Raw genomic sequence first — 14,724 nt, 5'->3', positions numbered from 1 at the left:
GGTGGATAAGTTATGTTGAAAGTAGAAATTTATCGCTATAACCCGGAGACAGACTCCGCGCCCTATATGAAGTCTTATGAGGTGGATACACAGGGCAAAGACCTGATGGTGTTGGATGTTATGGAGCTGTTAAAAGCACAGGACTCCACACTGGCTTACCGCCGCTCTTGTCGCGAAGGTGTTTGTGGTTCCGATGGGCTAAACATTAACGGCAAGAACGGTTTGGCCTGTATTACGCCGCTGTCTGAGTGCGTAAAAAAGGGTAAGCTGATTCTGCGGCCTCTGCCGGGGCTGCCTGTTATTCGCGATCTAGTGGTTGATATGTCGCAATTTTACGCTCAGTACAAGAAAATTGAGCCGTATTTGCAGAATAAAAGCCCCGCACCGGCCATTGAGCGGTTACAATCTCCCGAAGATCGGGCTAAGCTTGATGGGCTGTATGAGTGTATACTTTGCGCCTGTTGTTCAACCAGCTGCCCGTCATTCTGGTGGAACCCAGACAAATTTATCGGTCCCGCGGGATTGTTGCAGGCTTACCGCTTCTTGGTGGATAGCCGCGATGAGGCCACTGAGGATCGTTTGTCAAAACTGGATGACCCGTTCAGCGTATTTCGCTGCCACGGCATTCAGAACTGCGTAGCTGTGTGTCCTAAGGGCTTAAACCCGACACGCGCCATCGGTCATATCCGGTCTATGTTATTGCGCAGTGCGACCTAGGCAGTTATTAATTGCCTTTGAGTAACACAGTGCGCTGTCTGGGAGCAATACTCGCATGCAGCGCATTTGTGTATGTGCCAGACTCAAACTTGGTACAAACTAAGCGGCGCGCTCGGCCAAAAGCTGAACGCGTTTTTGGAAGCTAACGGCTATATCTATATAGCAGGGGAGTCCAGGTTATCGCCCGGGCTGTGTCGGCTGAGGCTGACCAAATCTCCATGACAAGGTGGGTGGAATGCAAGACAGCATTATGGAGCAGCTTTGGAGCACGTCCCATATTTCTGGTGGGAACGCTTCGTATGTGGAAGATCTCTACGATTTATATTTACACGACCCCAATGGTGTACCGGAGCAATGGCGTGATTACTTCGATCAGTTGCCTCGGGTAGAGGGCGTCGTTTCCCAAGATACACCACACTCGGTGATTCGCGAGCAGTTTGCTCAACTAGCCAAGTCTAAATCCAGGGCTGCCTCGCCGACTCTGGCAAGCTCAATTTCCGTCGAACATGAGCGCAAACAAGTTAAAGTGCTGCAATTAATCAGCTCTTACCGTTTCCGCGGGCACCAAAAAGCCCAGCTCGACCCCCTCGGTTTGATGGAGCGCGAGCACGTTCCCGACCTCGATATTGCTTTTCATGGTTTAACCTCCGCTGATCTGGACACGGTTTTTCAAACCGGCCCTCTGTTTATTGGCCGTGAAGAGGCGCCATTAAAAGAGATCATCGCTGCGCTAGAGCAAACCTACTGTGGCCATGTCGGCCCAGAAATAATGCACATTACCAACCTGTCGGAAAAGCAGTGGTTGCAGCAACGCCTCGAAAGCGTTCGCTCTCAACCTACCTTCAGCCCCGAACAGCGCTTAGCCGTGCTCGAGCGCTTAACCGCCGCTGAAGGTCTTGAACGCCATCTGGACAGCAAATACCCAGGCACCAAGCGTTTTGGTCTGGAAGGTGGCGAAAGCTTTATTCCGTTGGTCGATGCACTAGTGAAACGTGCAGGTGGCTACGGCGCCAAAGAAATTGTGTTGGGCATGGCCCACCGCGGTCGTCTGAACACACTGGTTAATATCTTTGGTAAAAGCCCGGCCGAACTGTTTGGCGAGTTTGAGGGCAAGCGCTTGGTGGATACCTCGGGCGACGTAAAGTATCACCAAGGTTTCTCCTCCAATGTTATGACTCCCGGCGGCGAGCTGCACATGGCGATGGCGTTTAACCCATCGCATTTGGAAATTGTTTCGCCTGTAGTTGAAGGCTCGGTACGGGCCCGTCAAGATCGGCGCTCAGACGCATCGGGTAAAACCGTAGTGCCTATTGTGGTTCACGGCGACGCGGCCTTTGCGGGTCAAGGTGTGGTGATGGAGACATTCCAAATGTCGCAAACCCGCGCCTACAAAACTGGCGGCACCCTGCACTTGGTGATCAATAACCAAGTGGGCTTCACCACCAGTTTCCGCGAAGATGCTCGCTCTACCGAATACTGTACCGATGTGGCCAAGATGATCGAAACACCGATCTTCCACGTCAATGCAGATGACCCAGACGCCGTACTGTTTGTGGCTCAATTAGCGATGGATTATCGCTATGAGTTTAAAAAAGACGTGGTTATCGATCTGGTGTGTTATCGCCGTCGTGGTCACAACGAAGCGGACGATCCTTCATCGACTCAGCCTTTGATGTATCAGGCCATCCGCAAGCAAAAAACCGCGCGCACCCTGTACTCAGACTTATTGGTCAATAGCGGTGTGTTAAGTGCCGAAGACTCGACCAAAATGATGAACGATTACCGCGCCTCGCTGGATCGTGGCGAAAGCGTAGCCAGTGGACTGGTCAGCGAACCTGACAGCTCACTGTTTGTCGACTGGTCACCTTATATTGGCCACGACTGGAAAACGCCCGCGGAAACCGGTTTCGAATTAAAAGCCTTACAGGCAGTGGCACACAAAATGTGCGATGTGCCCGACGGCATAGTGCTGCAACGCCAAGTGTCGAAAATATACGACGATCGCCGCAAAATGGCCGGTGGTGCATTGCCCATTAACTGGGGTTTTGCGGAAACACTGGCCTATGCAACATTGTTAGAGCAGGGGCATCAAATTCGCATGACCGGGCAAGACGTCGGTCGTGGCACTTTCTCGCATCGTCACGCCGTACTGCACAGCCAAAAAGAAGGCAAGCGCTACACGCCATTGGCGAAAATGTATGACAATCAACCCGCTTTCGATTTGTACGATTCTTACTTGTCTGAAGAAGCGGTGCTGGCCTTCGAATACGGTTACGCCACGACGACACCCAATGCCCTGATTATTTGGGAAGCGCAGTTTGGTGACTTCGCCAACGGTGCGCAAGTTGTGATCGATCAGTTTATTACCAGCGGTGAGCATAAGTGGGGACGTTTGTGCGGCCTGACTATGTTGCTGCCGCACGGTTATGAGGGACAGGGGCCAGAGCACTCATCGGCTCGCCTTGAGCGCTTTATGCAGCTGTGCGCCGAGCACAATATTCAAGTGGTTATACCCACCACGCCGGCTCAGGTATTCCACATGCTGCGTCGTCAGGCGATTCGACCCATGCGTCGCCCGTTGGTGGTAATGAGCCCGAAATGGATTTTGCGCCACCCATTGGCAACCTCCAGTCTGGAAGATTTGGCCCACGGCAGCTTCCAGAATGTCATTGGCGACAATGATCTGGATCCTGCTAAGGTGAAGCGCGCGGTATTGTGCAGTGGTAAGGTTTACTACCACTTACTGGAAGAGCGCAACAAGCGCGAGCAAGACGATGTCGCCTTGGTGCGTTTAGAACAACTTTATCCATTCCCGGAAGAGGAATTGAAAGCCGCATTAGCGCCTTTCACTAACATAAAAGACATCATGTGGTGTCAGGAAGAGCCCATGAACCAAGGCGCTTGGTATTCGAGCCAACACCATATGCGCCGTGTGGTTTATGACCTGAACCCGAACTTGTACCTCGGTTATGTAGGGCGTGATCCTTCAGCGGCACCTGCATCCGGCTACGCTTCGGTGCATCTTGAAGAGCAAAAGCGCTTTATCAATGAAGCGCTGAGTGTATAAGCACGCAACTGAATAGAGAAAGCTAGCGAAAGCTAAGGAAACGTAATGAGCACAGAAATTAAAGCCCCTACATTCCCCGAATCCGTACAGGATGGGACCGTTGCGACCTGGCACAAGCAACCCGGTGAAGCTTGTTCACGTGACGAACTGATTGTTGATATTGAAACCGATAAAGTGGTTTTGGAAGTTGTCGCTCCCGCTGATGGTGTATTGAGCGAAGTGATGAAAGGCGAGGGCGATACCGTCCTGTCAAATGAAGTTATTGCGGTATTTACAGCCGGTGCCGCCGGTAGCACAGGAGCCTCTACAGAGACTTCTGAGCCTGCCAAAGATGAAGCCCCAGCGGCTGAATCGGCTTCAGCCGATGATAAAATTCTGAGTCCGGCGGCGCGCAAGTTAGCGGAAGAAAATAATATTGAGCCAAGCTCAATTGCCGGTACCGGTAAAGATGGTCGAGTGACCAAAGAAGATGTGATGAACCACATCAGCTCTGCCAGCAGTAAACCCGCCGCTGCTCCTGCCAGTGCACCAGCGGCACCTGCACCACTTGCGGCCGAAGGCGATCGTGTTGAAAAACGTGTGCCTATGACGCGTTTGCGTAAGCGCATTGCTGAGCGCCTGCTCGATGCCACTAGCTCAACGGCCATGTTGACCACTTTTAACGAAGTGAACATGGCACCGGTTATGGAGCTGCGTAAGCAATACAAAGACAAGTTTGAAAAAGTACATAACGGTACTCGTTTGGGCTTTATGGGCTTGTTTGTAAAGGCTGCGACCGAAGCGCTGAAGCGTTTCCCCGCGGTTAATGCTTCACTGGATGGTGACGACATTGTTTATCACGGCTACCAAGATATCGGTGTAGCCGTATCGACCGAAAAAGGTTTGGTTGTACCGGTGCTTCGCAACAGCGAAAAAATGAGTGTGGCTGAGGTCGAGTCCACCATTCGCGATTTTGGTTTGCGCGCCCGTGACGGCAAACTGTCGATCGATGAAATGACCGGTGGTACCTTTACCATCACCAATGGCGGTGTGTTCGGATCACTGTTGTCAACGCCGATTCTGAACTTGCCGCAAACCGCTATTTTGGGTATGCACAAAATCCAAGAGCGTCCGATGGCCGTTAATGGCGAAGTGAAAATCTTGCCAATGATGTACTTGGCTCTGTCTTACGACCACCGCTTAATTGACGGCAAAGAAGCTGTACAATTCTTGGTGGCGATTAAAGAGCTTCTGGAAGATCCAGCGCGTATCCTGCTGGAAATCTAATAGCAGAGGCTACCGGCGGCTTACCCGTCGCCGGAAAATTTAAGTGCCGGAACACCAACGCCGGCTACGCAAAACAATTGGGAAGAAGACTATGTCTGACAAATACGATGTGATTGTAATTGGTTCTGGCCCTGCCGGTTATGTAGGTGCTATCCGCTGTGCTCAACTGGGTTTAAAAACTGCCTGTATCGAAAAGTGGAAAGATAAAGACGGTAAAGGGATTAATGGCGGTACCTGCTTAAACACCGGTTGCATCCCATCGAAAGCACTGCTCGATAGCTCCCACAAATACCATTACGCCCACGATGGTTTTGAGAAGCACGGTATCAGCACTGGCAAACTGGCCATTGACGTTCCGGCCATGATCAAACGTAAAGAAGCTGTTGTTAAGCAAATGTCTGGCGGCGTTGCTGGCCTGTTTATGTCCAACAAGGTCACCAGCTTGTATGGCACAGGTAAATTACTGGCAGGTAAAAAAGTTGAGTTTACCGATAACGATGGTAAAACCACCGTATTGGAAGCTGACAACGTTATTCTGGCCTCGGGTTCTATCCCTGTGAACATTCCAGTGGCCCCGGTTGATAACGACGTTATCGTTGACTCTACTGGCGCTTTGGAATTTCAAGAAGTGCCTGAGCGCCTCGGTGTTATTGGTGCCGGTGTTATCGGTCTTGAGCTGGGTAGTGTGTGGAAGCGTCTGGGTTCAAAAGTCGTGTTGCTCGAAGCCATGGACAGTTTCCTGGCCATGATGGATCAACAGATTGCCAAAGAGTCACAAAAAATCTTTACCAAACAAGGTCTTGATATTCGTCTGAGCAGCCGTGTAACGGGCTCCGAAGTTAAGGGCAAAGGCAAGAAAAAAGAAGTCGAAGTGACTTACACCGATAAAGACGGCAACGAGCAAAAAGAAGTGTTCGATAAGCTGATCGTGTGTGTTGGCCGTAAACCTTTCACCGAAGGTCTGTTGTCGGAAGACAGTGGTGTGAATCTGGATGAGCGCGGTTTCGTTTACGTTAACGACTTGTGCTCAACCGACGCCCCGGGCGTTTGGGCTGTGGGTGATGTTGTTCGTGGTCCGATGCTGGCTCACAAAGGTTCCGAAGAAGGCGTTATGGTTGCTGAGCGTATTGCCGGCCAAAAGCCTCTGGTGAACTACGACATTATTCCTAACGTGATCTACACTCACCCTGAAGTCGCCTCTGTGGGTAAAACCGAAGAGCAACTTAAAGCCGAAGGTGAAGAGTATGAAGTAGGCACCTTCCCCTTTATGGCGGTAGGTCGTGCCGTAGCTTCGGATGAAGCTGAAGGCATGGTGAAAATCATCGCTCACGCTAAAACCGATCGTGTTTTGGGTGCTCATATTGTCGGTCCCGCCGCCTCTGACTTGGTTCAGCAGGTAGCGATTGCGATGGAATTTGGCTCCAGTGCTGAAGACATTGGCATGACCGTATTCGGTCACCCGACCTTCTCTGAAGCTGTGAAAGAGGCCGCTTTGGCGGTTGGTGGTCACGCCATTCACATGCCGAATCGCAAAAAGCGCAAGTAATAATTATTCCAACAACAAAGAAAAATGCAGGTCCCATGAGTCAATGCTCTTGGGCCCTGTGGCTGCCGAACCTTAGAGCCACAAGGCACCGGTAGCTGGGAAGAAACAAGGGGCGAAAAGGGCGCAAGCCTAGTTTCGCTGTCGTTATTTAATTCACGTTAATAAACGGAAGAGCATCATGAATCTGCATGAGTACCAAGGCAAACAATTGTTTGCACAATACGGTTTGCCCGTCTCCCAGGGTGTTGCTGCGCAGACACCTGCTGAGGCTGTAGCCGCTGCCGATACCATCGGTGGAGAAGAGTATGTTGTTAAGGCCCAGGTACACGCTGGTGGCCGCGGTAAAGCCGGTGGTGTAAAGCTGGTTAAATCGAAAAGTGAAATTGAAGCCTTTGCTAAGCAGTGGCTGGGTAAAAATCTGGTTACTTACCAAACTGATGAAAAAGGCCAGCCGGTCAGCCGTATTTTGGTTGAGAGCTGCACCGACATTGACCAAGAATTGTACTTGGGCGCTGTTGTTGATCGCTCCAGCCGTCGTATCGTATTTATGGCGTCGACCGAAGGTGGCGTTGAAATTGAAAAAGTGGCCGAAGAAACCCCTGAGAAAATCCTCAAGGCAACCATCGATCCACTGGTAGGCCCACAGCCATACCAAGCGCGCGATTTAGCGTTTAAATTGGGTCTGGAAGGCAAGCAAATCAAACAATTTGTACAGATCTTTATGGGTCTGGGCAAAATGTTTAAAGAAAAAGATTTGGCTCTGGTTGAAATCAATCCGCTGGTTATTACCCCGGCCGGTGATCTGCACTGTCTGGACGCCAAAGTGGGCGTGGATGGCAACGCTATGTATCGCCACCCAGATCTGCACGAAATGCACGACCCTAGCCAGGAAGACGAGCGCGAAGCGCACGCAGCCCAGTGGGAGCTGAACTACGTTGCTCTGGATGGCAACATTGGCTGCATGGTAAACGGTGCTGGTTTGGCCATGGGTACCATGGACATCGTTAAACTGCACGGTGGTCAGCCTGCTAACTTCCTCGACGTAGGTGGCGGTGCTACCAAAGAGCGTGTTGTTGAAGCATTCAAAATCATCCTGTCTGACGACAACGTAAAAGCCGTATTGATTAACATCTTTGGCGGTATTGTTCGCTGTGACCTGATCGCTGAAGGTGTGATCGGAGCAGTCGAAGAGGTGGGTGTTAAAATCCCCGTGGTTGTGCGCCTGGAAGGTAACAACGCGGAGCTGGGTGCTAAAGTATTGGCAGACAGCGGTTTGAACATTATTGCTGCGACCAGTCTGACTGACGCTGCCGAGCAAGTGGTAAAAGCAGCGGAGGGTAAATAAATGAGCGTATTGATCAATAAAGAGACTAAGGTTATCTGTCAGGGCTTTACCGGTTCTCAGGGTACCTTTCACTCCGAGCAAGCGATTGCCTACGGTACAAAAATGGTTGGTGGTGTAACTCCAGGTAAAGGCGGTCAAACGCACTTGGGTCTGCCTGTGTTTAACACAGTAGCCGAAGCGGTTGCCGAAACCGGTGCCGAGGCCTCTGTTATCTACGTGCCAGCGCCTTTTTGTAAGGACTCAATCCTGGAAGCGGCCAACGGCGGCATTAAGCTGATCGTTTGTATTACCGAAGGCGTGCCCACTATGGACATGCTGGACTGTAAAGTGAAGTGTGACGAGCTGGGTGTTACCCTGATCGGCCCTAACTGCCCAGGTGTGATTACTCCAGGCGAATGTAAAATCGGCATTATGCCCGGTCACATTCACAAGCCAGGTAAGGTTGGTATTGTTTCTCGCTCTGGTACTTTGACCTATGAAGCGGTTAAACAAACCACAGATTTCGGTTATGGCCAGTCTAGCTGTGTCGGTATTGGTGGCGATCCAATTCCGGGCTCTAACTTCATCGATATTTTGAAGTTGTTCCAGGAAGATCCACAAACCGAAGCGATTGTTATGATCGGTGAAATCGGTGGTACCGCTGAAGAAGAAGCGGCCGCTTACATCAAGGACAACGTCACTAAGCCGGTTGTTTCTTACATTGCGGGTGTTACCGCGCCTCCAGGAAAGCGCATGGGCCATGCCGGTGCTATTATCTCTGGTGGTCAAGGTACCGCTGATGATAAGTTTGCCGCCCTGGAAGACGCCGGTGTAAAAACTGTGCGCAGCCTGGCCGGTATCGGCGATGCACTGAAAGAGCTGACGGGTTGGTAAGTTTTAACCTGCAGTCAAAAAGGCGGCCTTGGGCCGCCTTTTTTGTATCCGCCGCAATACTCTGTACAGCTTATAAAAAGGTGTAAAACCGCTTTTCATTTATCTGAAAGTGTGGGAAATTGCGCGACTTTAGCGAGCTCATTGCGCTCGTGCTGCCCTCAAAGGAGATATGCGATTGAACGACTCACAAGTTAACCGGTGGTCTGCCAAGCAGTCGGCAGAGCTTTATGGTATCGATGAGTGGGGCAGTGGCTATTTTGGCGTCAGTGCCGAAGGCAATGTCGAGGTGCGCGCTTCGGGTGACAACGGTGAAGTGGCTGTCGCCCTGACCGATATTATTGATGGCTTGTCCCAGCGTGGTCTGGAAATGCCGGTACTCTTGCGCATTGAAAACCTAGTGGATAGCCGCCTCAGTATTCTCAATGAATCCTTTGCTCAGGCGATAGCGACTACGGGTTACCAAGGCGAGTATCGCGGCGCCTTTCCGATTAAGGTAAACCAGCAAAGCCATATCGTGGAAGAGATCGCACGTTTTGGCGAGCGATACAATCACGGTTTGGAGGCGGGCAGTAAAGCCGAACTGATGATTGCCATGTCGGTATTGCAAAACCGCGAAAGCCTGATTATTTGCAACGGCTATAAAGACGCCGAATTTATCGATTTGGGGCTGCAGGCACGCAAGCTGGGCTTTAAATGCATTTTTGTTCTGGAAACTCTGGCTGAGGTTAAATTGGTCATTGAGCGCAGCCGGATTCTCGACATTGACCCGATGATAGGTGTACGCCTAAAACTATCCACTAAGGTTGATGGTCACTGGGCAGAGGACAGCGGTGATCGCAGTCTGTTTGGCCTTACGACCAAAGATCTGGTTGAAGTGATTGATCAGCTCAAAGCCAGCCAGTTGCTGCACTGTTTGCAACTGTTGCATTTTCATCTGGGTTCACAAATACCGAATATTCGCAATATTCGAACCGGAGTACTGGAGGCTTGCCGCTATTATATCGAGCTTGTGGGTGAGGGCGCTCCCTTAAGCTATATGGATTTGGGCGGTGGGCTTGCAATCGACTATGACGGCACCTCCAGTGCCAGTGGGCACAGTCGCAACTACTCGGTAGAGGAGTATTGTGTCGATGTGGTTGAGGCAATCGCCCAACAGCTTGATGCCCACCAGTTGCCACACCCGACTATTGTCACCGAATCCGGGCGGGCCACAGTTGCCCACACCTCAGTACTCTTGTTTAACATACTCGACGTCGGCCATTTCAAACCGGGCCCGGTGCCTGAACAGCTGCCGGAAAACTTGCACGAGCAAATTTCTAACCTGTGGTACACCGTCAAGGGTGTACGTCTGGAAAAATTGCAAGAGTGCTATAACGACGTTATTTATTACCGGGATCAGGTGCGCGATTGCTTTTTTAGCGGTGAAATTAACCTGCGTGACCGCGCATTTGCCGAAAATCTGTGTTTGTCGGGGTTGCAAAGTATTATGCAACTGCTGCCAGAAATGAAAAGAATACCCGCTGAGTTGGAGCAGCTGCCAGAACAGTTGGCCGACATCTACTACGGTAATTTTAGTGTGTTCCAATCGCTGCCGGATTCCTGGGCGATTAATCAAGTGTTCCCGGTCATGCCCATCCACCGGTTAAATGAACAGCCTAGCCGGCAGGCAACCATCGCGGATTTAACCTGTGATTGCGACGGTAAGCTAGACCGTTTTGCTGGCCCCGAGGGGGAGACCAATACGGTTTCCCTGCACCCGGTTAATAGCGGCGAAGAGTATTATTTAGGGGTGTTTTTGGTCGGGGCTTATCAAGAAACCCTGGGGGACTTGCACAACCTATTTGGCGACACCAACGTGGCCAGCGTTCGAATCAACAGCGATGGCAGTCTTGATTTTGTGCATGAGTTGCACGGTGATAGTATCGCCGATGTACTTAGCTATGTGGAGTACGATCCACAGTCTATGTTTCGCCAGTTCCGAATGGCGGCCGAACAAGCCGTGCGCGATGGCCGGATAACGGTATCAGAGCGTCAGAATATGCTGGCGGCTTATTCTGAAAGTTTGCGTGGTTACACTTACTTTGAACGATAAGTTCAATACGGTAAAAGGGTCAGAAAATTATGGCTAAAGTAATGATTATTGGCGCCGGCGGTGTCGGTGGTGTAGTGGCACACAAGTGTGCTCAATTGTCCGATGTATTTACCGAAATCGTACTGGCGAGTCGCACCGAGGCAAAATGTAAGGCAATTGCCGCGCAATTGCCGCGCCCGGTCACAACGGCGCAAATCGATGCCGATGATGTCGAGGCAACGACCGCACTGCTCAAAGCAGAAAAACCTGATCTGGTCATAAACGTGGCCTTGCCTTATCAGGATTTGGCCATTATGGATGCCTGTTTGGCAGCCGGCGTGGATTATTTAGACACGGCTAACTACGAGCCACCAGAAGAAGCTAAATTTGAATATAAGTGGCAGTGGGCCTATCAGGATAAGTTCAAAAGTGCCGGGCGTATGGCGCTGTTGGGCTCGGGCTTCGATCCGGGGGTAACTAATGTATACACCGCCTATTTAAAGAAGCATTACCTGGATGAAATTCACTATCTGGATATTATAGATTGCAATGCCGGTGATCATGGCCAGCCCTTTGCGACTAATTTTAACCCCGAAATTAACATTCGGGAAGTGACCGCCAATGGTCGCTATTGGCGAGACGGCGACTGGCAAGAAACCGGTCCACTGGAAGAAAATCGCTCATTTGACTTTCCCGCCGGCATCGGCCCCAAACAAATCTACCTGATGTATCACGAAGAGTTGGAGTCTATAACCAAGCACCTGCCGGAAATTAAGCGGGCCCGCTTTTGGATGACTTTCTCTGATAATTACCTAAAGCATTTAGAAGTGCTGGGTAACATTGGCATGACATCCATTGAGCCGGTCGAGTTTGAAGGTAAAGAAATTATACCTCTGCAATTTCTTAAGGCACTTTTGCCCGACCCGGCCAGCCTCGGGCCTCTGACCAAGGGGAAAACCTGCATTGGCTGCCTGGCGCGCGGGGTGAAAGACGGTGTAGAAAAAACCTACTATATTTACAATATTTGCGATCACGAAGCCTGCTATGCCGAGGTGCAATCTCAAGCCATTTCTTACACGACCGGGGTGCCGGCGATGATTGGCGCCAAGATGATGCTGGAGAAAAAATGGGCCGGCGCCGGAGTTTGGAATATGGAACAGCTAGACCCGGACCCCTTTATGGAAGATTTAAACCAGTACGGCTTGCCCTGGCAGGTGGTTGAGCTAAATCAAGTGACCGGCATGGAAGATTAACGTTTTTGCCTGCCAACCGTGTTTTAAAGCCCGTCTAAGACGGGCTTTTTTATCAGTGAGTAAATTATGCATAAGCGCCGATACTTTGATAATTTCGACCCGACCCGAGTGCCGTCCCCTTGTTTTGTCATAGACAAAGCCGCAGTTGAGGACAATTTAAAAATATTGCATCGCGTCGGCGAGGCCAGTGGTGCCAAAGTTTTAGCCGCACTTAAAGCGTTTAGTTGTTGGTCTTTAGGCGATTTATTTCAACGTTATTTATCCGGCAGTTGTGCCAGTGGGGTGAACGAAGCGCGGCTGGCCCGCGAGTACTATGGTGGCGAAGTGCACACCTATTCGGCAGCCTATAAACCTGAAGACTTAGAACAGGTACTGCAGCTGTCGGACCATGTATTGTTTAATTCGTTATCGCAATGGGAGCGTTTTCAAGCCACTGCCATGGCGGCCAAACAAAAACGACCATCAATGCAATTTGGGCTGCGAATTAATCCGGAGCACTCGGAGGGGGATGTTCCTATTTACGATCCGTGCGCCCCCAAATCGCGTATGGGCATTCCCCGCGCCCAGTTTTCCGAACATTTACCCGAGGGCATTACCGGTTTGCATTTTCACACCTTGTGCGAACATGACGTGCCGCCCTTAGCGCGAACCATTAAAGTGGTCGAAGAAAAGTTTGGCACACTCCTGCATCAAGCCCAGTGGGTAAACTTTGGCGGTGGTCACCATATCTCTCGTGAAGATTATCAAGTGGACGAGCTGATTGCATTAATTCGCGGCTTTGCCCAGCGATATAACGTGCAGGTCTATATTGAGCCGGGTGAGGCCACAGCCATTCGCAGCGGTGTTTTGGTGGCCGAGGTGTTGGATACTTTTGTCAGTACGGTTCCCCAAGCCATACTGGATACCTCCGCTACCTGCCATATGCCGGATACCTTAGAAATGCCATATCGTGCCGATATATTGAACGCGGGCATGCCCGACGAAAAAGCCCATACCTACCGTCTGGGAGGGATGACTTGCTTAGCCGGGGATGTGATTGGCGATTACAGCTTTGACGCCCCACTCGAAGTCGGCCAGCGCCTTGTGTTTGACGATATGGCCCACTACACCATGGTTAAAACCACGACATTTAACGGCATTAACCTGCCGGCTATCGCCATTTGGGATTCGCGCACCGAAGAGTTACAGGTGATACGTGAGTTTGGCTACGAGGACTTTAAATCTCGGTTGTCATAGGAAGTTAGGCTGGCGGGAAACGAATTGCGGTGAACAAAAAGAGACGCCATCGATGACGGTGTTGTTGCGCTGAAACCCGCCGTTAATGATGATCTTAAACTGATAATAAGGTTTTGATCCGCTCCTGTAGCATGGGAACGACTTCTTGCTCAAACCATGGGTTGCGTTTTAACCAGCGATTGTTACGGCCGCTGGGGTGGGGCAGGGGCAGTATATCGGGCCAGAGTACGTGCCATTGCTGTACGCGCTCGGTGACGCTTTTGCCGCTGTTGGGCAGGTGCCAGGCTTGGGCGTACTGCCCGATAACCAGTGTGAGTCTAATATGACTTAAATGATCCAGCAGGGGCTGTCGCCAGAGCGGGGCACACTCTGGCCGCGGCGCTAAATCACCGCTTTTACCTGCCCCCGGAAAACAAAACCCCATAGGCAATAGCGCAAAATTGTTCGAATTATAAAATGTTGTAGAGTCCACACCCAACCACCGGCGCAAGCGGTCACCGCTCGGGTCGTTAAACGCCAAGCCAGAGTCGTGAGCCAGTTTCCCCGGGGCCTGTGCGGCAATTAGAATACGCGAACGGCTACTGGCTTGCAGGATTGGACGGGGTGGAAAGGGCAAGTGTTCGGCGCATTCCGTACACTGGCGCACCCTGTGCAATAGAGTTTCACAGTGACTTGCAATCAAATTGTCATCATTCACAGCGCAACGACCTCTATAATGACGTTTCATTGGGGGAATATTGTTTGCGTAGTTTACTCTTTGCCGTCGCCGGCGTATCAGGTTCGGGAAAAACAAGCCTGGCTCACTATCTAAAGACTGCCTTTACGGAGCAGGGGCAATACAGCTGTTGTGTCCTTGCTCAGGACAGTTATTATCGTGATTTTTCTGCCCGCAGTCTCACTGAGCGCGCGGCTATCAATTTTGATCATCCCGCCAGTTTCGACCATAAGACATTGATTCAGTCTCTGCAATCATTGAAAGCCGGTCAATCGATTGAGATGCCACAATACGACTATGCCGAACACAAACGCGCTTCCAAAGTGTGCCAGCAAGTACCTGTGGATGTCATTATCTTTGAAGGTATTCTGGCGTTGCACTGGCCACAAATACGAAGCTTAGTTGACACTGGTGTGTACCTGAAAACGCCGCTTGAGACTTGTTTTGAACGCCGACTGGCGCGGGATGTGAAGCAGCGGGGGCGAGTAGAGTCATCGGTCCGGGCACAATTTAAAAACCATGTAGAGCCAATGTTTGAGCAATATGTTGCTCCGCAGCGACAGTGGGCCGATATAGTGGCCAGTGACGGTGGTTCAAACCGCTGGGTATACGATTCACTCCTTAAGGAGATGTGA

Annotated in this window: 11 protein-coding genes; 10 read left to right on the top strand and 1 reads right to left on the bottom strand. The window is 51.0% G+C overall.

Going from position 1 to position 14,724, the window contains the following annotated elements; all coding sequences use genetic code 11:
* The first annotated feature begins 12 nt into the window (after window positions 1-12).
* The 9 genes from Q4563_RS02670 (at window position 13) to nspC (ending at window position 13,374) form a co-directional block, all read left to right on the top strand.
* Window positions 13-717, top strand: coding sequence for a succinate dehydrogenase iron-sulfur subunit (locus Q4563_RS02670; protein WP_215977713.1), 705 nt, complete (start codon window positions 13-15; stop codon window positions 715-717).
* Between the two features lie 235 nt (window positions 718-952).
* The gene (locus Q4563_RS02665) at window positions 953-3,784 is read left to right on the top strand and encodes a 2-oxoglutarate dehydrogenase E1 component (protein WP_303603496.1); all 2,832 of its coding nucleotides are present in this window, start codon (window positions 953-955) and stop codon (window positions 3,782-3,784) included.
* Between the two features lie 45 nt (window positions 3,785-3,829).
* A complete protein-coding gene (gene odhB / locus Q4563_RS02660; RefSeq protein WP_215977711.1) occupies window positions 3,830-5,050 on the top strand; it encodes a 2-oxoglutarate dehydrogenase complex dihydrolipoyllysine-residue succinyltransferase in 1,221 nt (406 codons plus the stop codon).
* A gap of 91 nt (window positions 5,051-5,141) precedes the next feature.
* On the top strand, window positions 5,142-6,596 hold the full coding sequence (lpdA, locus tag Q4563_RS02655; protein ID WP_215977710.1) for a dihydrolipoyl dehydrogenase: 1,455 nt from the start codon (window positions 5,142-5,144) through the stop codon (window positions 6,594-6,596).
* A 178-nt stretch (window positions 6,597-6,774) separates the two neighbouring features.
* Window positions 6,775-7,941 carry an ADP-forming succinate--CoA ligase subunit beta gene (gene sucC / locus Q4563_RS02650; protein WP_215977709.1) on the top strand — a complete coding sequence of 389 codons (1,167 nt, stop codon included), beginning with the start codon at window positions 6,775-6,777 and terminating at the stop codon, window positions 7,939-7,941.
* Window positions 7,942-8,814 (top strand): succinate--CoA ligase subunit alpha, encoded by an 873-nt coding sequence (gene sucD / locus Q4563_RS02645; protein WP_215977708.1) that lies wholly within the window; start codon window positions 7,942-7,944, stop codon window positions 8,812-8,814.
* 169 nt (window positions 8,815-8,983) lie between these two features.
* A complete protein-coding gene (speA, locus tag Q4563_RS02640) occupies window positions 8,984-10,906 on the top strand; it encodes a biosynthetic arginine decarboxylase (RefSeq protein ID WP_215977707.1) in 1,923 nt (640 codons plus the stop codon).
* Window positions 10,907-10,935: 29 nt separating this feature from the next.
* Window positions 10,936-12,138 (top strand): saccharopine dehydrogenase family protein, encoded by a 1,203-nt coding sequence (locus Q4563_RS02635; protein WP_303603494.1) that lies wholly within the window; start codon window positions 10,936-10,938, stop codon window positions 12,136-12,138.
* A 66-nt stretch (window positions 12,139-12,204) separates the two neighbouring features.
* Entirely contained in the window at window positions 12,205-13,374 is a 1,170-nt protein-coding gene (nspC, locus tag Q4563_RS02630; RefSeq protein WP_215977705.1) for a carboxynorspermidine decarboxylase, read from the top strand.
* A 94-nt stretch (window positions 13,375-13,468) separates the two neighbouring features.
* On the opposite strand, the gene Q4563_RS02625 is transcribed toward nspC, so the two are convergent.
* Entirely contained in the window at window positions 13,469-14,071 is a 603-nt protein-coding gene (locus Q4563_RS02625) for a uracil-DNA glycosylase family protein (protein WP_303603493.1), read from the bottom strand.
* A 44-nt stretch (window positions 14,072-14,115) separates the two neighbouring features.
* On the opposite strand from Q4563_RS02625, the gene udk reads away from it, so the two are divergent.
* On the top strand, window positions 14,116-14,724 hold the full coding sequence (udk, locus tag Q4563_RS02620) for a uridine kinase (RefSeq protein WP_303603492.1): 609 nt from the start codon (window positions 14,116-14,118) through the stop codon (window positions 14,722-14,724).

The sequence above is a fragment of the Gilvimarinus sp. 1_MG-2023 genome, assembly GCF_030548285.1.
This window is presented reverse-complemented; position numbering and strand designations above follow the sequence as displayed.